We start from the raw sequence: 16,806 nt of genomic DNA on the forward strand, positions 1-16,806 counted from the left end.
TGATTTTATTGTATCACACGTTCTGTGTGTCCATAAAATCGCGGTAAGGTCAACTTTCTAATACCCTGATGGGCAAGCCGTTCATCACTTACCAAAGCATGACGCACAGGCATATCAGCAAGGCTCATAATTGCCCGTTTAATTTTGCCTAACAGCTTTTGTGCTATGACAGGTTCTTTAAGATCATTTGAGATATAACTCACAATATTTTGTAAGTCATCTGCAGCCAGTTCGGTCATGAAGATTTTATACTGTTTCATTTCCAAGTCTACTCTCAAGCCTGTTAAAAACATCATTGGCAGGTATTACCTTGTTATTTTTCATAGCTTCCATACCTGCATCCAACAGTTTATAAAGCTCAAATTTACCGACAAGCCGTTCATAGGTCTCAATGCTCATAACAGCTAAATCTCCTTGACCATTCTTTGTTATATATACAGGTTCAGAATATTTATGGCAAAACTCAGAAATCTCATTGTACTTATTTCTCAAATCAGAGCTCGGTCTTATATTTGGCATCTCTCACACCTCCAGCTTTATTATATGCATATTCTATCAAAATATTGATATTTAGTCAAGAGGCCTCGTTTTACCCACCCATTGTCCACTGTATTTCTGATACATGCCCAACCCAGCCTGTTGCAATCTTGCCTCCTTGCACTAAAAGATCTGTAAAATAGACGGTACCTGTGCAATCAGAAATATAAAGACGGATGGTGATACTATTTACCTTTTAATAACCCTATAAACGCTACAATAGGTGTAGGTGGTGAATACCACGCATTAACTCAATTTCCCGGTGCAATTGACGCTTTGCATCGCCCCGATAGAATTTTGCTTCACACCCCAGTTGCTCTAACATTCCTTTGTAAAAGTGACGAGGGGTTAGTTTGGAATCTGACAAGTACAGGACCTTAAAGTTGGCAGGATTAAGTTTTTCAGAGAATTTACGTATTGTAGTAGTTTTACCTGTGCCACAATCACCTGTTACTACAGCAAACAACTGGCGCTGTGCAGCATATTCAAGTCTTCCCAGTGTTTCCTCTAGCATAAGTGATGGGTATAGTTGGTCTGTGGGAATATCCCGGGAGAAGGGTGTATGACTTAACCCATAAAATGACTCAAACAAGTTCTTCTGCCTCCTTCCGGGTGTTTCGGTAGGAGACTGCAGGGGCCTGGTGTTCCCGGCGTTGATCATTTTTTTGTTTTGCCGCGTGAGCAATCTTGAAGAGTCCGCAGGTTGCTGTCCCAAGTGTTCAGGTAATTTAGGCCGCCTTCCTGCCCTTTCTCCGATAACAAGCTGACGAACCTTCCAAGGGGAGTGGCCCTGGTACTCAATGGTTAGTTCGGAAATATCTGCAGGGTCGTAAACAACATCCACTGTGTGGCCAATAAAGGAGAGCCCCACTTCATAACTCTTGTCCATAAAGCTGATGCAGCCTGATTTATCTACCTTGCGTGTTTCACAATGCAAGAATGCATTAGTAAGTGTGTCTGGATCTACGAACCTTAATGCCTTCCTATCACTTCTAAAGGCTGTTTCAGGACTTGTTTTTTCACCCAGTGCTGAGTGGGACTTATTCTGGTAGCATTCAGAGAGCCATACCTGAAACAATTCATTTAACCTTGCCAGTGTTTGTGGTTTTCCCAGTGCCACTTCGCTAAGAAAGCTATCAACCACTCGATTAAAGCGTTCAATTTTCCCCTTTTTATGTAGAGTTCTACATAATTGCCATTATGAAAAGTTTTCCATAACGGGAAGACCCACGTTGCCATTGGACTTGGCATAAAGGTCTGTCTGGAAGGATATAAAGTATGGTTCACAACAGTTCCCCTGCTAATTAGTCGGATCAAGGAGTGCCGAGCAGAACAGACATTGCGTGCCTTCCAAAACCGATTTGAGAAATATGACTTAGTCATTGCCGACGAGATGGGCTACATTTCGTTCGACAAGGAAGGCTCCGAGCTGTTGTTCGCCCATCTGTCGCTTAGGGCAGGTAGAAAATCTACGATTATTACTACAAATCTCTCCTTTGAGCGTTGGGGAGAAATCTTTCAAGACCCGGTCATGACCGCTGCTATGATTGATCGTTTAACTCATCAATCATACATTGTTAACATGAACGGTGGTTCCTACAGAATGAAGGAAACAAAGGAGTGGTTACAAAAGCAGCAATTGACTTAATGGATTAAGGTGGTGCCCCTTTTTTATAGGTGGGTGGGGGAATTTTTAATGGCCATATGGGGGAATTTTGAGTTGACAAATACACCTGAAAAGAATAGCTGCGGAATTAGGCTTTCAAATCCACCATAGCCGTCCCCGACAACCCCAAGGGCGCGGACGAATAGAACGTTGGTTTAGAACAGTAGCTGAAAAATTTGAGCCCCTACTACGAAGTCAAATGGAATCCGGGAAAGTTCAAAACCTAGCTGAGGTTAACCGGTTCTTAATAGCTTGGGTAGAACAACGATATCATACCTGCCGTCATGGTAGTTTAAAAATCAGTCCAGCCCAAGCAATGGAGCAGGCCGTTACCGAAGGAAAAATTTTATCTCGGCAAGTGGAACCAGAAACCGCAAGGGAAGCCTTCTTGTGGAGAGAAGGCCGCCAAGTTACCTCCCTTGCCACCATCAAAATCTACGGTAACCAGTATGAAGTGGCGGAAAACTTGATGGGCAAAAACGTGGAGGTGCGCTACAACCCCTACAACTTGAACCATATGTTAATTTACTCAGAGGGGGAATTTTGCTGTGAAGCCAAGCCCTACCTCATGAAAAACTTTACCGAAAAACGGGTGCAGGAACGTCAAGAAGTTTCTAACCAGGCTCTAAACGCAGCAATGGAAGCCATTGTGGCTGAACATACGGCACACGCCAAAGCTAAAGCTGGAGTTTCCTTTGCCAGAGTAATGGGGGTGAAGCAGAGTGAATAGTCCTTACTTCCCCTTTAACCGTGAACCTTTCTCAAGAAATCTGCCCGCTACTGAAATATTTATCTCCCGGGGGCACCAAGAGCTTTTGGCTCGTCTACGCCATGCTATCGAAACGGGCAGTTTGGCTGTAGTTACCGGTCATGTCGGCTCAGGTAAATCCACAACCCTACGGGCCACCATGCATAACCTGGATGCATCCCGGTATCGTTTCATTTATCTGGCCCACTCTGAACTGACGCCAGGGGAATTCTACAAAAACTTACTCTACCAAATCAATGTCCAACCCCGCCGAGGAATGTCAGAAAACAAGCGCCTGGTAAGCCAATCAATGCTGGAGTGGAGCCAGAAAGGGGTAAAAGACATAGTGGTCATAGACGAAGCTCAGGAGCTCTCTGTTCAAATGCTGGGTGAATTACGCTTTGTTCTGAACTACCAGGCGGACTCCTTTTCCCCCTTAACTGTGCTCCTGATTGGGCAACCTCAACTTACAGAAACCCTACGATTGCAGATTCTTGAATGTATTCGCCAGCGTATCACAGTACAATACAAACTACCGTCCCTTGGGGAAGAAGAGATCGGCCCCTATATCCTCCACCATCTGCGTGTGGCAGGGCTGGATCGGCAGATATTCACAGAAGAGGCGATCGAGTTTATTTATCAATTTTCAAAGGGGGTCCCCCGGCGCATCAACAATATTTGCCGATATGCAATCATTGCAGCCATAGAAGCTGACAGTCCCACCATTGATGCTGATATTGTGCGGAAAAGCATGGAGGATGAGCCAATTTAACCGCCATCTATGTTGGGCAGTGAGCAAGATAAAATCGATTGTTGCCATTTGAAGTGAGTAATTCATAAACAACAATGCCAATGACGGAGGAGAAGCAGTACCTTCTCACCGTCATTGGCGGTAGTTTGAAACATGGTTATTTACCGAAATTGGCAATGAACTGGTTACCGTCAAACAGCGTGGTTCGCTACAGCCATATCTCGGGTTTTATTCATTATTTTTGTTGAAGGTTAGAGCAATCGACTCCTCGGGAAACCTTTTCTCATTCTCCAGGTGAATACTTTCCAGGCCGATACTGTCCAGAATCTCATTTATTAGCTCCTTATTCATATGATCACTCCTTCAAAAGCGACTACCTTATTAATGTATGCCGGGTCGGGAGAAAATATGAATAAAAAGTGTATGGTCTGCCTATTTATTTTGCCATTTATCTAATGGCAAATTATATTAGCTAAAGAAGCCATTTTCGTCCTGTAACTGTAAGAGAAAAATAAAGGGGATTATTGATGATTACAGAAGCCGACCCGAAATATATCGCTGGTCGGCTTCTTTGTAATTACTTTTATTATTTTACTTATTACGGGTCTTAACCAAAAACTTCTCTACTTTTCCGTTTATGTCAATACAGGTCCACTCAATTTCTTTCTCCCGCATTTTAGGGATAAGCCTTGCAGGGTAATATCCCAGTTGATAAGGAATTCTTGTTTCAATGGCATCGAATTGACAAGCTTTTACACAGGCCATGCAGTCCCAGCAATCCCTGGCAGACCGACAAACTGCCTTTTTGTTTTCAGTTAATTCCATTAAATCACCGGGACATACTTCTTCGCATTTTCCACAGCCTCTGCATTTTTCCGTGTATACTACTGGCGGCATATCTTTTACCTCCTGTTCTTAGGGTTTTAGGCGGTCACCCGGGATGATTTGCTCATAGGGGCGGGTAAAGATTTCTACTTCTCCGGTTTCGGGATTGTACCGGGAGTTAACAAAGCAGTCAAACTTCTCATCGTTTTTATCCGGGAAGTCGGCACGGGTCTGCCAACCCGGCCATCTGGTTTCTTCACGGTACATGAGGTGATGCACCAGCACCTCAGCTACGTCTAATCTGTCGATAACTTCATGAGCCTCTATAAGCTCATGTAGATCGGAAGCCACCAGATATTTGACCTGATCCTTCATAATTTTGATATGGCGCAGCGCATATTCCAGGCCTTCTTTATTCATTCTAAAGAACTGGTGCACACCACCTGCATACTCATCCATCAGACGCTGCAATCTTTCTTCCATTTCTCTGGGCTTCACACCATCACCGACAATGGCCTGGCGGAAAGCGGGTGCAAAGATCCTATTTTTTTCCCGGATAATTTGGTCTTCGTTGATATTTCCAAGTTCTACGCCAGCCACATACTCAACTGCAGCCCTGGCAGCCAACAACCCTTCTGCAGCACAACCTCCTACAAATTTATTAGGTGTACCACCGGCCACATCCCCACAGGCATACAGTCCCGGCAAGGTGGTTGCTCTTTTTACGTCTACCCAATAACCACTGGCTGTGTGGCCACCAACAATGTACGGATCAGAACCATAGATTTCAATGGGTTCTTTGCTTAAATCCTGTGCCCGGCTGGCAAGGAACAACACGTAGCTGGGACGCTCGTTAAGATAATCGTACTTCATGTCATAGATTTGTTCGGGGGTCATGTGGGTGGTATCCACATAGCAGGGTCCACGACCTTCACGCCACTCTTCCATAGGTAGGTTGGCTCTAATAAAGCGGGGGGCAGCATCTCCACCCAAATGCGCGTAGCGGGTTTTTAGAATTTGTTCTCCCTTGCAGTTAATCATCGGTGTTTTATAACCAACCGAAATGGTATCAATGGGTCCATTGAAATCCTTTGTTCTTGTGGCGCACCAACGCATTTCAAAGGTGGTCATTTCTGAGCCAACCCGAATACCCATTGCAAAACCGGTACCAACATTAAAAGGGCAATACCAGAGCTGGTGGTGACTATCGTTGCCGTCATTTTGATAAGGCTTATAAAGCCCGGCTGCTCCGCCAGTGGCAATAATGGTAGCTTGGCACGGATAATATAAACTTTGCCATCCCGCACACCGAAACCAATGGCACCGATAACTTTGTTGCCATCTATTAAGTAGTTGGTGGCCACAACACGGTTAATAATTTCACAACCATACTCCCGGGTTTTTTCAGCCAGAATAACTTTCATTTCGGAACCACTAATGGTTATGTCCCATTTGCCGCGTGTCTTGTATTCCTCGCCATCCTCCTCATATTTAATGGGCATACCCCACTCTTCCCACTCTTCGATAGGCTTGTTTAAAACTTCGGCCATTGTAATGGTCAAGTCTTCCCGCAGCAAACCACCGGCCTGGGAACGGCTCCAACGCACAAATTCTTCGATGGTACGCCCTTTTTTAATATAGGTGTTAATGGCGTCCATACCACCGGCCAGGCATCCGCTACGGTCAATATGTGCTTTTTCCATTAATGTAACTTTTAAATCGGGGTTAATGCGCTTGGCTTCGATAGCGGCGAAACAGCCGGCATTCCCTGCGCCGATAATTAGGATATCTGTATCTACGCGAACCTCTTCAATTTTGTCAATGGATTTAGGTAAACTGGCTCTCGGCATTTCATCTTCCTCCTTATTCATTATTTCATGATTCATTATTTCATGGGTTCCCAGATTGGATACCCGGTTACTGCGTACCACGGCAGCATTACAAAGACCATATACAGAATAACCATCAAGGTAAGGGGAGCCCCTACTTTAACAAATTCAGCAAAGCTATACTCTTCCGTACCATAAGCAATCAAACAGGCTGTTACTGAGATGGGGAGTACAAAGGCATAACTGTCAACATTTAACACCATCATGGTAAAGGCTACGGTATTCAACCCAAGCATCGGGGCCATTGCCGCCACGTTGGGCGCTAATAGAGTAACAGCTGCTACATTACTGACTATACCCAGTCGAGTGATCTGAACAGTGATACAAATAAAGATACTTACACCAATCCAGCCCCAAGACGGTGCTAAACCCATCAGATGGGAGGCAATCCACTTATCAACGCCAGTCTTTTCAAAAGCGGTTACCAGTGAAAGGGAACCACAGAGCAACAACCATGTGCCAAAAATAGTATTGGACTGTACCTTTTTCCAGGAAAGATTGGTGAGTCCGGGAATGAATAAAACCATCTCTACACCCAGGGTAACAAGTGCCATTTTCAAACCATGAAACTGTTCAGTTGCCCAAAGTAAAATGGCTACACCAAAGCAAATCAATACAATCCATTCGGTAAACGTCATTTTTCCAAGTTCATCTTTTTGGCGCTTAATTTCCCCTATACCACCGGGCACCTCGATATTTTTCGATTTCATTACCCAGTTAACCCAGTAATACATGATAACCAAAATCCCTAACAAAGGCCAGTTCATCCAGGCCCAGGTACCCCAAGTGATCACATCTTCCTTTACCGCCAGCAGTTAGTTCCTGGGAATTAGGTACCATTGTTAAGATAGCAGCAAAAACAACCCAAGAAAGAATGAATCCAGGCAGTGCATAATTATTTTTTGTAGTTTCAGTTGATTTAGCTTTGGTCACGGTATTCTGTGCCTTTGCTTGTGGAGAAGCATCCGACATGTACAACCCTCCGTTTCTTTATTCTTTCACCTAGGAATTGACCCTGTTCGACCTGTTAACTCACCCCTTTGTCAACCGTTTTCCCTTGTTGTGAAGATTTTAGCAATGTCGTCTGCTTGATAACACCGAATGTAGGACACTTTTATGTCGTTTTTGCGATATAAAAATAATAAATCCAGTCGACAAAATTATGGTCGTGCAGGTGACCTTTATTTCGTCGGCTGGATTGCTCTTGTTATCTTTCTGTTTTGTTTAGTCCTGAATCCAGGTTTTAATTTTGCTCGGATTCACGGCAACAATCTCTCTGCCTTCATACTGAATGCTGCCGTCTTCTTTTAACAGGTTAAGGAGGGACGAGACTGTTTGACGGGCAGAATTAATAACACAGGCCAGTTCTTCTTGGGTCACCCGCAAACGCACATAAATAATACCATCCTCCTCTTCAACACCTGCACGCTCTGCCATATTCAAAAGAAAAATGGCGAGCCTCCCCTGGGTAGGATTCATGATAAAATCATAAATGGTATTTTGCGCTTCCCTTAACCGGTCACTCATCAGTTTCATTACTTTTGCAGTAAACTCAGGTATTTCCGTTAGCATCTTTCTGAAAGCGTCCTGCCACTTGATTAATATTGATACATTGTCCATTGCTTCCGCACTATAGTCCCGCTCTTTATGATCGCTAAGTATCTCGGCTAAACCGATAAAATCCTCCGGATGACGGAGGGCTACAGACACCTGACGACCGTCTGCTGTAGTGCGTTAAATCTTCACAAGCCCTCTTTTGATAAAGTAGACCTCATTTGTTTTCTGCCCTGCTGAAAATATAATTTGACCCTTCGGATAATTAATTACTGAACCTATTTTATTCAAATAGTCCATCTCGCTGTCTGACAACTGCAACATAGCATCCCCCTAAATATTTGTACACTTCGCCAGTAGCTAGTTATTAAAAATTATATACTAATTTTGCTTCGGATTAATAAGTAATAATTTTTTTAAAGTTGCAATATCTCTAAGGGCATAATGCCCCCGGGTTATTACTTTTTGAATTTAATGTTAACAACTTCTGATTGAGTTCCTATACGCACAGGCGGCCCCCCATGTTCCTTAGCCCGAAGAGACGATTACCTGTAAATCATCCTTTATATAATGCCCATAATCCATTTTAAAAGTCTTTTGGTAATCAGGTTCATTTGGAAAGAACCGTTCTCTGTGTATTGTCTCACTGTCTCAACAGACTCATGTCCCCGGGGACATCCCGGGATATTTTAGAGATTAACCAAACTTTAAAACCATATTTGTTGTAAAAAGTAATCATTAAATCATAACAATTTCAATAATTGTTCATCTTTTTGAATTATACTAATCCAAAGGAAAATTAGGTGGTATACGTTGATGTCTTTAGCTACCCAAAATACCAATCGCTTAATAAACGAGAAATCACCTTACCTGCTGCAGCATGCTCACTATCCTGTGGACTGGTATCCCTGGGGCCAAGAAGCCTTTGACAAAGCCCGGCAAGAGGACAAACCGATCTTCCTCTCGGTGGGCTATTCCACCTGTCACTGGTGCCATGTAATGGAACGGGAAAGCTTTGAGTCGGAAGATGTGGCCGAGGTGTTAAACAAGCATTTTGTTCCCATCAAAGTGGACCGGGAAGAGCGGCCGGATGTGGACCAGATTTACATGAGTGTCTGCCAGGCCCTCACCTGTTCGGGCGGTTGGCCTTTGACCATCATGATGACGCCGGATCAGAGGCCCTTCTTTGCGGGAACCTATTTCCCAAAAAAGGCAAGCTACGGCAGGCCCGGTTTGATTGAGATCTTGGAACAAATTGCCCAGTTATGGAAATCGGAATGTCATCGTTTGCTGGAGGTGGGCGATCAACTGACCCGTCATTTGCAGCGGGAAGCCACTTCCTCCCCCGGTAGACTGCCGCCGGATATTCTGGACAAAGCCTACCGGTTGCTGGAAAGAAATTACGATGCCACCTACGGCGGGTTTGGCGCCGCCCCTAAATTCCCGACACCCCACAACCTGATGTTTTTGCTGCGTTATTATCAAAAAACCAAGCAACAAAAGGCCGTGACCATGGTGGAGGAAACGCTGGACGCCATGCACCGGGGCAGCATTTATGATCACATCGGGTTTGGCTTTGCCCGTTACTCCGTTGACAGAAAGTGGCTGGTGCCCCACTTTGAGAAGATGCTGTATGACAATGCCCTGCTGGCCCTTGCCTTTCTGGAGACTTATCAGGTTACCGGCAACCCCCGGTTCGGGCGGGTGGCCAGGGAGATCTCTACCTATGTTTTGCGGGATATGACCTCCCCCGAAGGAGGTTTTTACTCGGCGGAGGACGCGGATTCCGAAGGGGTGGAGGGAAAGTTTTATGTCTGGCAACCCCAAGAAGTCATCGACATCCTCGGTCGGGTGGACGGGGAGTTGTTTTGTCGTTACTATGATATAACTCCCGGGGGTAATTTTGAGGGCAGCAGCATCCCCAACCTCATCGGGCAAAACCCCCTGCAATTTGCGGAGGAACTGGGTATTTCTCTGGAAGACCTGGTGGAGGGATTGGAAAAATGCAGGGTGCGGTTGTTTGAAGAACGTGAAAAGAGAATCCACCCTTACAAGGATGATAAAATCCTCACTTCCTGGAACGGCTTAATGATCGCGGCCATGGCCCGGGGGGCCAGGGTATTCCGGAGCGAAAGATACCGCGAAGCCGCCGAAAGGGCGGCGGCATTTATCTTTCACAAGTTGCGCCGGCCAGACGGCCGCCTGCTGGCCCGTTACCGTGCAGGAGAAGCTGCCTACCCGGCCTATTTGGATGATTATGCCTTTCTGGTTTGGGGCCTGCTGGAGCTTTATGAGGCCACCTTTGACCCGGGTTATCTTGAAAAAGCCGCAGGTTTAACCGAGGATATGATTGAACTGTTCCTGGACCGGGAACATGGCGGCTTTTTCTTCTATGGCAAGGACAGTGAGCAACTGATAAGCCGTCCCAAGGAAATCTACGACGGGGCTATTCCCTCGGGCAATTCTGTGGCTGCCGTGAACCTGTTTCGGCTGGCCAGGTTGACCGGTAAGACCCGCTTTGAGGAACTGGCCCACCAACAACTGAAAAGCTTTGCCCGGGAATTGGAGCGGTACCCTGCCGGTTATTCTTTCTTTATGATGGCGGCCTATTTGTTCCAGGAGCCTCCCCTGGAGATCGTCCTGTCCGGCAAACGGGAAGATCCGGACCTCCGGCAAATGATTCATACCGTTCAGCGGGCATTTCTGCCCAACGCGGTCATGATGGTCCGTTATGAGGGAACCGATGTGGACAAGTTGGCGGAATGGCTGCCCCTGACAAAGGATAAAATCCCGGTGGAGGGTAAGGCGACGGCCTATATTTGTAAAAATTTTGCCTGCCGAGAGCCTGTCACAGATTCAGGGCAACTGCAGGCTGCCCTTGCAAAATAAAGGCAGGGACAAACCGGGCAAGGGTAGAATTATTTCCGGTAATCAACTTACCGGAGGCGATAAAACATGTCCGAGCCGTTATTCAATCTCTATCAAGCCTTTAACAGCTTGACCCTTTGGCGAGGAATCACCAGGGATGCCGCCGTACAGTGTTTCCACAACATTGCCACGGCGGCAGCCCTTGAACCTAAAACACCGCTCTGCAACCTGTTGCCGGAGTACCACCGGTTGGCCGGGCTTCTTTTGGAGTCAGCCGCCAACCGGCATCTGCCCCCGGCAGGCAACCCGTGGCAAAACCACCTGTTCAATTTAATCTTGTTTGAGGATCATTTATTTGCCAGGCAATCCGCCGGCCAGCAGGAAATTTCACCCCTGCTGCAGGGCGCCTTTCTGCATGACCTGTGCAAACTGCAGGTTCTTTGCCAGCAAGGTTTAAGCGTCTTGGAAGAACTCTTTCATGATTCCCCCGGCGTCTTTAGACTGTCCGGGTATGCTGCCGGTTCCCCGGGCCAGGGCCGCACCCGGTCTGTGGCCCGGTCCTGGAAATGAAGGAAAAATTGCTCCTCTCCCAGCACTGGCCGGACCTGCTGCCGGATTTTATGGACTTTTACCGCAGGGCGGGTTTTGGTGAATTTGCCCGCTACTGGGCCTTCCGCTGGGAAGCAACGCCTGCCGGTTATCAATTGGCAGGCCTTGAGGAACCGGACCCCATACGTTTGCACCAGTTGATCGGTTACGAGCGACAGAGAAAACAGGTGCTGGACAATACCGAACGATTGCTGAAGGGGCGGCCTGCCCATAACCTGCTGCTGTACGGGGACAGGGGGACCGGCAAGTCCTCCACCATCAAAGCCCTGCTGCATGAGTACGGCCCCCTGGGCCTGCGGTTGGTACAAGTGTCGAGGAAGAACCTGGGAGGGTTGCAAAAACTTACAGGTTTTTTAAGAAAAATCCCTCTCAAATTTGTTATTTTCATCGACGACCTGTCCTTTGAGGAAACCGAAACGGAATACAAAGAATTTAAAACACAGCTGGAGGGCAGTTTGGAACAGCAGCCGGCCAATGTTTGTATTTATGTAACCTCCAATCAAAGACACCTCATCAAAGAGTATTTTGGAGAACGGACCACCCGGGTGGCCGATGACGGCGAAGTTCATCCCGGGGACACCATGCAGGAAAAACTTTCGCTGGCGGACCGCTTTGGTCTGAAAATCACGTTCCTGGCGCCGGACAAGGAAGCTTTCTTAAATATTGTCCGGGAACTGGCGGCACAGGAAGGCATTCAGATTGATGCCGCTACTTTGGAAAGGCTGGCCCTGCAGTGGACCCTCCGGAACAGCGAGCGTTCCGGTCGAACCGCCCGTCAATTCATTGACCATATCAAGGACAGAGACGACTTTAACATTTTCTAGCATTGGACCAAAAATCCCTTACCGGTAGGAAGGTAAGGGATTTTCCTTTATTTTAGTTCCTGGTGTTTTTCTTGTTCCATCATAACCTGGATCAAGGCATCCAATTCCTCATCGGTGATGCCACTGGCCGCCTGTTCTTTGCTAACGCGGATAAAGGGGGCCAATTCCCCGTTTATTAACTTCTGCCGGTCAAACACCATGCATGGTCGTTTTGAATCAGCTTGACGTTGCCGGGAACAAAGGCACGGGTTTTGGAAATACCCTGCCACCAGTAGTCGTGGCTGCCCGGCACAGCATAAATGGTGCCCGGCAGCAGTCCTAAAAATCCACATCATGCCGGGCTTCCTCCAGCCTGGTGGCCCAGGAGATATCTCCGGGCAGCAGAACAATATCATCCGGTTGCACCAGGGCCCACCAGTTCTCATAAATTTTCTGGTAGTGCCTGTGCCACTCGGGATTAAAGATATCCATGGGTTTATGAAGTTCCACCTGCTCCCAGTTGCTCGGGTCTGCTGGTTTGGTAAAGGAAAGGTGCAAATCACTGATACCGAAAAATCTCACATTTAACGACTTCCTTTCCAAAACATCGGGCTGGCTCTGTCCTTGCTCACAGTTCGCAACACCAATATTTGGTATCTAGGCTTATCTTATCCCGCTGGTTTAAGGGTTGTTAACCTCGTTAGAGGGGAATTTGAAATTTCTCCATAAACCGTCCTTCATTTTTGCAAGGAATCACAATAGAAACTTGCGGCATGGCGGCTCCCCTTCCTGTTTTCCATTTCTATATCTTATGAAACCGGGGATCAGAAATTGTCCATTCAATGAAAAAGTACCTGCCCCAAAGGACAGGTACTTAATGCTTAACGCTACTTTTGCACTTTTAACATGCGAACCACGGACATGGCGGCAAAGCCGCGGGTAACTTTCTCATGGGGAGCATAAAAGCCCTTATGGTCGCTCTGCAGCCCCAGTCCCAGGCTCAGGGCTGCATACCCCTTCATGTCCTGGGGAATCAGGTTGGCATCTTTGGTCTTCAAGGTGTAAATACCGGCAATCCTGGCGGCACCGTCATAATCCAGGGTGTTAATCATGAGCCTGGCCATTTCCAGACGGGTCAGCTCTTTATCCAAATCCTTTGTTTCGTCGGCTGTAATGATGCCCAGGCTGAGGGCGGCATTGATCAACCTTTTTCTCTGTTCTTCTTGTTCTTTGCCGTCCTGCAGCATCCGGTACGGCGGCTCCATGTACCAGCCGCGGCTGGCCACCAGCATCTCCAGGGCCTCCAGCTTGGTGATATTCCGGTCGGGATAAAATTTGCCGTCGTCACTCTTAACAATATTGGCCCTGGCCAGTTGTTTAATATCATTTTCCGCCGGGTGCCCGGCGATGTCGGTAAACGTGTCGGTCTTCCTGGGTGGGATGGGTTCCCCGTTCCAATTAAGATACTTTCCTGTTTGGGCATCGATCATGTAGGACGGGCAGTCCTTTAAGCGGTAGACCAGGCTCACCCGGGAATCGTTTTTCTCCCGGTAAATTCTTATATAGTCCAGGGCCAAACCTCCGTCTGCCAGGAAGGCGCTGACGGCCTTTTCTTTATCCAGCAAAGCCGCCGGCTTGGGGAAACTCAAATTCCACCAGGCCATCCGGTAGCCGGTAACCTCCCCGGTATAGGCATTGACTTCTACATCAAAACCGTTGTTGCCAAAGGGAATGTTGTTTACCAACCGAACATAGGAGAAACGATAGATTCCCGGTATTCCTTTTGCGCTATAGTTAACACTCCAACTGTGCTCCAGTTTGATTTCGGCAAAACGCCGGGATTGCTGTTTCTTGATAAAATCCTCAGCTGCCTTTTGGGCTTGTTCCTCTGTAAAACGGGGCTGTTTACCGGCTGGTTCTTCATATTCCTTCTGCCATTTGTTAAAGCTGACCAGCTCACCTGTTACAGCGTCAACAGAAGCGCTGATGCTTTGATAGGAGGACTCCTTTTCACTACTCCAGTAAAAATTCCATTGCTTTTGTTCCGGGTATTGATAATCGTAACTTAGACGACTTTCGCCCTGTTTCAGGTCGGAGGGTATATGAATGACCTTTTTCACCTGCTCCAGGGCCTTTTCAGCGCTGAGCAGGTTTTTCAGCTTATCCACCTCTGCCTGCTCCGCCGGCGTCAAATCCTGTTTCACGGGCTTTTCCATGGCCATATCGCCGCCCATGCCGCCACGGTCATAATAGTAATAGCCGTGGTCATCAATGACTTTACCGGTTAAGGCGTCAATCAGCAGCCCGGAACCATTTTTCACCCGGTACACCAGCTTGACCGGCGTTGCCTGGGGCCAGGGGGGCGGAAATAAACCAGTTCCACATTTTCTCCAAAAACCTTTTCGGCCTGGGCGGTGGAAATTTTACCGGCGACGGAAGGGAAATTCAGCTTGTTATCCCAGTTCAAGTTAATACCCATAATTTCCCCGGCGTCACCGTTTATCCGGACATAAATGTTGTGTTCCGGAAAGGTAACGCCATTGACAACCCTGGCAAAGTTATAATAGTACTCTGCGGGTCCCCTGTCGCCGTAACCAAAAAAGGGCTGCTCCTGGTTGGGAACCAGCCGGGTCTGGCTTATGTAATGGGGCATTAGCTTTTTGGCCCATTCCCGGGCCAGTTTACCGGCCTCTTCGTAGGAGTATTTCGGCGGCCCGCTGTACCGCTGGCCCGGGGGTATATCCTGCCAGCGGTCCATGCCGATGATTTCACCGGTTATAGCGTCAATGCGGACGGAGATATTCCCACTGGGCTCGGTCTCCCGGTTCCAGTTCAGCTGCCACTCGGCCCTGCCATCATAGGAATTAAAGCCGCTTTTAAAGCCTTCATAGTCACTGCCGATGGCAAACACCTCTTTGGCCTTTTCAATAGCCTTGTCCAGGGGAAATTTTGCCTTGGACAGGTCCCCGTCAATTTCCGTGGGTGGTTTCGGTATGACAGAAGTTTTCACAACCTCAGCAAAGACCGGCTGGTTAAATACCAGGCCGGTGGCCAGGCAGCCCGCCACAAGGGCGCTGACAATTTTTTTACCCAAAGGAACTCACTCCTTAGTATCATTTTACCAGTATAGACGTTTCACCCTGAACTTTGTTACAGGGATCTGTGAATGATTTGCACCGGTGGAAAATGATACGTGAAAAAACGGCCCCGGCTTGGCCGGGGCTTTACAGACCCCCATGCCGCTGACGCGGCACCAGCAGAAGGATGAAAATGGTGCTGTGAAGAATCTTTATTCTACGGCTGGCGAAGGGAGGTCGTATCTACTTGGTGCTGCGAGCCCGTCTCATAGACAGACCCCAACGACCAGGTGCACCACAGATTGTTGCCCCCTTTTGGGGAAGCACGCAGGATAGAATAACCACATACAGTAAAATGTAGGCTTTTCGCATCATGGGTGGAATGCGTAACAACTACTTTGTTACACTATGTTTTTTAATCCAACGGGCAATATACTCCTTCGATAATATACCCTCCGCTATGGCAAATCCTAAACCCACAAGTTCATCCTCGACATATTCAATACGATAATCGTTATAGTCCAACAAGATCAGCATTAAATAAATACCCATTCGCTTATTACCGTCAACAAAAGGATGGTTGTTAATGACCCCATAACATACAGCAGCTATTTTGCTTTCTATATCCGGGTAAAGATCCTGTCCGTCAAAAGTTGCCTGGGCATTATAAATAGCTGATTGTAGTAACTTTATGTCTCTTAAACCAGGTGCACCGCCAGTTCTTTGTACCATTTTTTCATGTAGTTTGAGAATATAATCAATGGAAAGCCATTTCATTCTGCTAACCTCTTAAAGGCATTTAGGTTCTTTTCTAAAATATTATCAGCTATTTTATCAAGCTTCATTTCTTCTACCCGCTGGGCTTCATATTCTTCAAAATCAATAATTAGATACCGCGGTTTATTGTTCTTCATCACAATAACTTTTTTCTTTTCGTCAACAAGTCGAGCAATTCTAGAGAAATTCTGGTTAACATCAGAAATGCTTACGATACAGTCCGTGTTAATATTCATATGACCACCTTCTTAGAGTTTTTATTTTTATTATACTATAATTAGGATTTATTTAACCTAAAATTTATATATTGTTGCTACATATCTTTGTTGTACATTTTTTAGCTAATGTGCAATTGTACATACCTCCTCTTTTGCCAGCGCATCCGACATCGTTTTTTTATCCGGCTTCGTATATATCACAGTAGTATTCAGATTGGCATGTCCCAAAATTTGGGCCACTGTCACAATATCTGCTGGTTGTTGCCCCAGCCCTTCAATTTAACTGCCGTAGAGGGAGAAAGAACACATGGAAGTTGTGTACACCCATTGCTGCGGGCTTGACGTTCATAAGAAGAACGTAGTGGCCTGTGTCATCACTCCTGAAGGTAAAGAGATTCGCACATTTTCAACAATGACCGATGACCTTATTTCTATGGTGGACTGGCTTAAAACCAAAGGTTGCACCCATGTGGCGATGGAAAGC

General features: G+C 46.7%; 21 protein-coding genes and 3 pseudogenes. 7 read left to right on the forward strand and 17 right to left on the reverse strand.

The annotated features are described in order from the left end of the window. Window positions 1–5 precede the first annotated feature (5 nt). The 4 genes and pseudogenes from P378_RS02505 to P378_RS23930 form a co-directional block, all read right to left on the reverse strand. Window positions 6–260, reverse strand: a complete 255-nt coding sequence (locus tag P378_RS02505) for a type II toxin-antitoxin system RelE/ParE family toxin (protein WP_099082155.1) — start codon at window positions 258–260, stop codon at window positions 6–8. Further along, a complete protein-coding gene (locus tag P378_RS02510) occupies window positions 247–519 on the reverse strand; it encodes a type II toxin-antitoxin system Phd/YefM family antitoxin (protein ID WP_099082156.1) in 273 nt (90 codons plus the stop codon). Before P378_RS02510 ends, P378_RS02505 begins: the two co-directional genes overlap by 14 nt. Before the next feature lie 232 nt (window positions 520–751). Next, the gene (locus P378_RS23925; RefSeq protein WP_420795963.1) at window positions 752–1,198 is read right to left on the reverse strand and encodes an AAA family ATPase; all 447 of its coding nucleotides are present in this window, start codon (window positions 1,196–1,198) and stop codon (window positions 752–754) included. Beyond that, window positions 1,122–1,708 (reverse strand): annotated as a pseudogene (locus P378_RS23930) (Mu transposase C-terminal domain-containing protein); the annotation flags it as partial. The pseudogene P378_RS23930 and the gene P378_RS23925, both read right to left, overlap by 77 nt. A gap of 60 nt (window positions 1,709–1,768) precedes the next feature. On the opposite strand from P378_RS23930, the pseudogene P378_RS02525 reads away from it, so the two are divergent. The 3 genes and pseudogenes from P378_RS02525 to P378_RS02535 all read left to right on the forward strand — a co-directional run. Beyond that, window positions 1,769–2,185, forward strand: a pseudogene (locus P378_RS02525) (ATP-binding protein); the annotation flags it as partial. Between the two features lie 217 nt (window positions 2,186–2,402). Beyond that, window positions 2,403–2,933 (forward strand): Mu transposase C-terminal domain-containing protein, encoded by a 531-nt coding sequence (locus P378_RS02530; protein ID WP_099082158.1) that lies wholly within the window; start codon window positions 2,403–2,405, stop codon window positions 2,931–2,933. Continuing rightward, window positions 2,926–3,723, forward strand: a complete 798-nt coding sequence (locus tag P378_RS02535; RefSeq protein ID WP_099082159.1) for an ExeA family protein — start codon at window positions 2,926–2,928, stop codon at window positions 3,721–3,723. The genes P378_RS02530 and P378_RS02535 overlap by 8 nt, the downstream gene beginning before the upstream one ends. A 207-nt stretch (window positions 3,724–3,930) precedes the next feature. On the opposite strand, the gene P378_RS22715 is transcribed toward P378_RS02535, so the two are convergent. The 7 genes and pseudogenes from P378_RS22715 to P378_RS02555 all read right to left on the reverse strand — a co-directional run bounded on the left by P378_RS22715 (window position 3,931) and on the right by P378_RS02555 (window position 8,126). Then, the gene (locus P378_RS22715) at window positions 3,931–4,053 is read right to left on the reverse strand and encodes a hypothetical protein (RefSeq protein WP_274378624.1); all 123 of its coding nucleotides are present in this window, start codon (window positions 4,051–4,053) and stop codon (window positions 3,931–3,933) included. A 240-nt stretch (window positions 4,054–4,293) separates the two neighbouring features. Next, the gene (locus P378_RS02540) at window positions 4,294–4,599 is read right to left on the reverse strand and encodes a 4Fe-4S binding protein (RefSeq protein ID WP_099082160.1); all 306 of its coding nucleotides are present in this window, start codon (window positions 4,597–4,599) and stop codon (window positions 4,294–4,296) included. 18 nt (window positions 4,600–4,617) lie between these two features. Further along, the gene (locus P378_RS23935; protein WP_420795964.1) at window positions 4,618–5,010 is read right to left on the reverse strand and encodes a hypothetical protein; all 393 of its coding nucleotides are present in this window, start codon (window positions 5,008–5,010) and stop codon (window positions 4,618–4,620) included. A 246-nt stretch (window positions 5,011–5,256) separates the two neighbouring features. Beyond that, window positions 5,257–6,413 (reverse strand): annotated as a pseudogene (locus P378_RS23940) (FAD-binding protein); the annotation flags it as partial. Beyond that, a complete protein-coding gene (locus P378_RS02550; RefSeq protein WP_238472786.1) occupies window positions 6,413–7,183 on the reverse strand; it encodes an SLC13 family permease in 771 nt (256 codons plus the stop codon). The gene P378_RS02550 and the pseudogene P378_RS23940, both read right to left, overlap by 1 nt. Next, the gene (locus tag P378_RS18850; protein ID WP_143338392.1) at window positions 7,134–7,388 is read right to left on the reverse strand and encodes a hypothetical protein; all 255 of its coding nucleotides are present in this window, start codon (window positions 7,386–7,388) and stop codon (window positions 7,134–7,136) included. The genes P378_RS02550 and P378_RS18850 overlap by 50 nt, the downstream gene beginning before the upstream one ends. 252 nt (window positions 7,389–7,640) lie before the next feature. Continuing rightward, the gene (locus P378_RS02555) at window positions 7,641–8,126 is read right to left on the reverse strand and encodes a Crp/Fnr family transcriptional regulator (protein WP_238472787.1); all 486 of its coding nucleotides are present in this window, start codon (window positions 8,124–8,126) and stop codon (window positions 7,641–7,643) included. A 660-nt stretch (window positions 8,127–8,786) separates the two neighbouring features. Between P378_RS02555 and P378_RS02560 the strand changes: the two genes are divergently transcribed. The 3 genes from P378_RS02560 to P378_RS20715 all read left to right on the forward strand — a co-directional run bounded on the left by P378_RS02560 (window position 8,787) and on the right by P378_RS20715 (window position 12,271). Next, window positions 8,787–10,859, forward strand: a complete 2,073-nt coding sequence (locus P378_RS02560) for a thioredoxin domain-containing protein (protein ID WP_099082161.1) — start codon at window positions 8,787–8,789, stop codon at window positions 10,857–10,859. Window positions 10,860–10,925: 66 nt separating this feature from the next. Then, the gene (locus tag P378_RS20710) at window positions 10,926–11,408 is read left to right on the forward strand and encodes a hypothetical protein (RefSeq protein WP_238472788.1); all 483 of its coding nucleotides are present in this window, start codon (window positions 10,926–10,928) and stop codon (window positions 11,406–11,408) included. Further along, on the forward strand, window positions 11,405–12,271 hold the full coding sequence (locus tag P378_RS20715) for an ATP-binding protein (protein WP_238472789.1): 867 nt from the start codon (window positions 11,405–11,407) through the stop codon (window positions 12,269–12,271). The genes P378_RS20710 and P378_RS20715 overlap by 4 nt, the downstream gene beginning before the upstream one ends. A gap of 47 nt (window positions 12,272–12,318) precedes the next feature. Here P378_RS20715 and P378_RS20720 read toward each other — a convergent pair whose 3' ends face one another. From P378_RS20720 to P378_RS02590, 6 genes are all read right to left on the reverse strand, one after another. Next, window positions 12,319–12,606, reverse strand: a complete 288-nt coding sequence (locus P378_RS20720; RefSeq protein WP_238472790.1) for a hypothetical protein — start codon at window positions 12,604–12,606, stop codon at window positions 12,319–12,321. Continuing rightward, window positions 12,590–12,832 carry a hypothetical protein gene (locus P378_RS02575; RefSeq protein WP_238472791.1) on the reverse strand — a complete coding sequence of 81 codons (243 nt, stop codon included), beginning with the start codon at window positions 12,830–12,832 and terminating at the stop codon, window positions 12,590–12,592. Before P378_RS02575 ends, P378_RS20720 begins: the two co-directional genes overlap by 17 nt. A 305-nt stretch (window positions 12,833–13,137) precedes the next feature. Next, window positions 13,138–14,571 carry a YcdB/YcdC domain-containing protein gene (locus P378_RS20725; RefSeq protein WP_238472792.1) on the reverse strand — a complete coding sequence of 478 codons (1,434 nt, stop codon included), beginning with the start codon at window positions 14,569–14,571 and terminating at the stop codon, window positions 13,138–13,140. Further along, window positions 14,568–15,344: a YcdB/YcdC domain-containing protein gene (locus P378_RS20730; protein ID WP_238472793.1), complete on the reverse strand. Its 777-nt coding sequence runs from the start codon at window positions 15,342–15,344 to the stop codon at window positions 14,568–14,570. Before P378_RS20730 ends, P378_RS20725 begins: the two co-directional genes overlap by 4 nt. Before the next feature lie 376 nt (window positions 15,345–15,720). After that, the gene (locus P378_RS02585) at window positions 15,721–16,104 is read right to left on the reverse strand and encodes a type II toxin-antitoxin system death-on-curing family toxin (protein ID WP_099082162.1); all 384 of its coding nucleotides are present in this window, start codon (window positions 16,102–16,104) and stop codon (window positions 15,721–15,723) included. After that, a complete protein-coding gene (locus P378_RS02590) occupies window positions 16,101–16,340 on the reverse strand; it encodes a type II toxin-antitoxin system Phd/YefM family antitoxin (RefSeq protein ID WP_099082163.1) in 240 nt (79 codons plus the stop codon). The genes P378_RS02585 and P378_RS02590 overlap by 4 nt, the downstream gene beginning before the upstream one ends. Before the next feature lie 289 nt (window positions 16,341–16,629). On the opposite strand from P378_RS02590, the gene P378_RS02595 reads away from it, so the two are divergent. Beyond that, window positions 16,630–16,806 (forward strand): IS110 family transposase (locus P378_RS02595; RefSeq protein WP_143338393.1); only part of this gene is annotated, 177 nt, incomplete at its 3' end.

The sequence above is a fragment of the Desulforamulus profundi genome (genome assembly GCF_002607855.1).

Coding starts and splice junctions, on each gene's coding strand:
- P378_RS02510 (WP_099082156.1), bottom strand. CDS start 519: ATGCCAAATATAAGACCGAGCTCTGATTTGAGAAATAAGTACAATGAG.
- P378_RS18850 (WP_143338392.1), bottom strand. CDS start 7,388: ATGTCGGATGCTTCTCCACAAGCAAAGGCACAGAATACCGTGACCAAA.
- P378_RS02590 (WP_099082163.1), bottom strand. CDS start 16,340: ATGAATATTAACACGGACTGTATCGTAAGCATTTCTGATGTTAACCAG.
- P378_RS23925 (WP_420795963.1), bottom strand. CDS start 1,198: ATGATCAACGCCGGGAACACCAGGCCCCTGCAGTCTCCTACCGAAACA.
- P378_RS23935 (WP_420795964.1), bottom strand. CDS start 5,010: ATGGAAGAAAGATTGCAGCGTCTGATGGATGAGTATGCAGGTGGTGTG.
- P378_RS02540 (WP_099082160.1), bottom strand. CDS start 4,599: ATGCCGCCAGTAGTATACACGGAAAAATGCAGAGGCTGTGGAAAATGC.
- P378_RS20710 (WP_238472788.1), top strand. CDS start 10,926: ATGTCCGAGCCGTTATTCAATCTCTATCAAGCCTTTAACAGCTTGACC.
- P378_RS02560 (WP_099082161.1), top strand. CDS start 8,787: ATGTCTTTAGCTACCCAAAATACCAATCGCTTAATAAACGAGAAATCA.
- P378_RS20720 (WP_238472790.1), bottom strand. CDS start 12,606: ATGATGTGGATTTTTAGGACTGCTGCCGGGCACCATTTATGCTGTGCC.
- P378_RS02505 (WP_099082155.1), bottom strand. CDS start 260: ATGAAACAGTATAAAATCTTCATGACCGAACTGGCTGCAGATGACTTA.
- P378_RS20715 (WP_238472789.1), top strand. CDS start 11,405: ATGAAGGAAAAATTGCTCCTCTCCCAGCACTGGCCGGACCTGCTGCCG.
- P378_RS02585 (WP_099082162.1), bottom strand. CDS start 16,104: ATGAAATGGCTTTCCATTGATTATATTCTCAAACTACATGAAAAAATG.
- P378_RS22715 (WP_274378624.1), bottom strand. CDS start 4,053: ATGAATAAGGAGCTAATAAATGAGATTCTGGACAGTATCGGCCTGGAA.
- P378_RS02530 (WP_099082158.1), top strand. CDS start 2,403: ATGGAATCCGGGAAAGTTCAAAACCTAGCTGAGGTTAACCGGTTCTTA.
- P378_RS02550 (WP_238472786.1), bottom strand. CDS start 7,183: ATGAACTGGCCTTTGTTAGGGATTTTGGTTATCATGTATTACTGGGTT.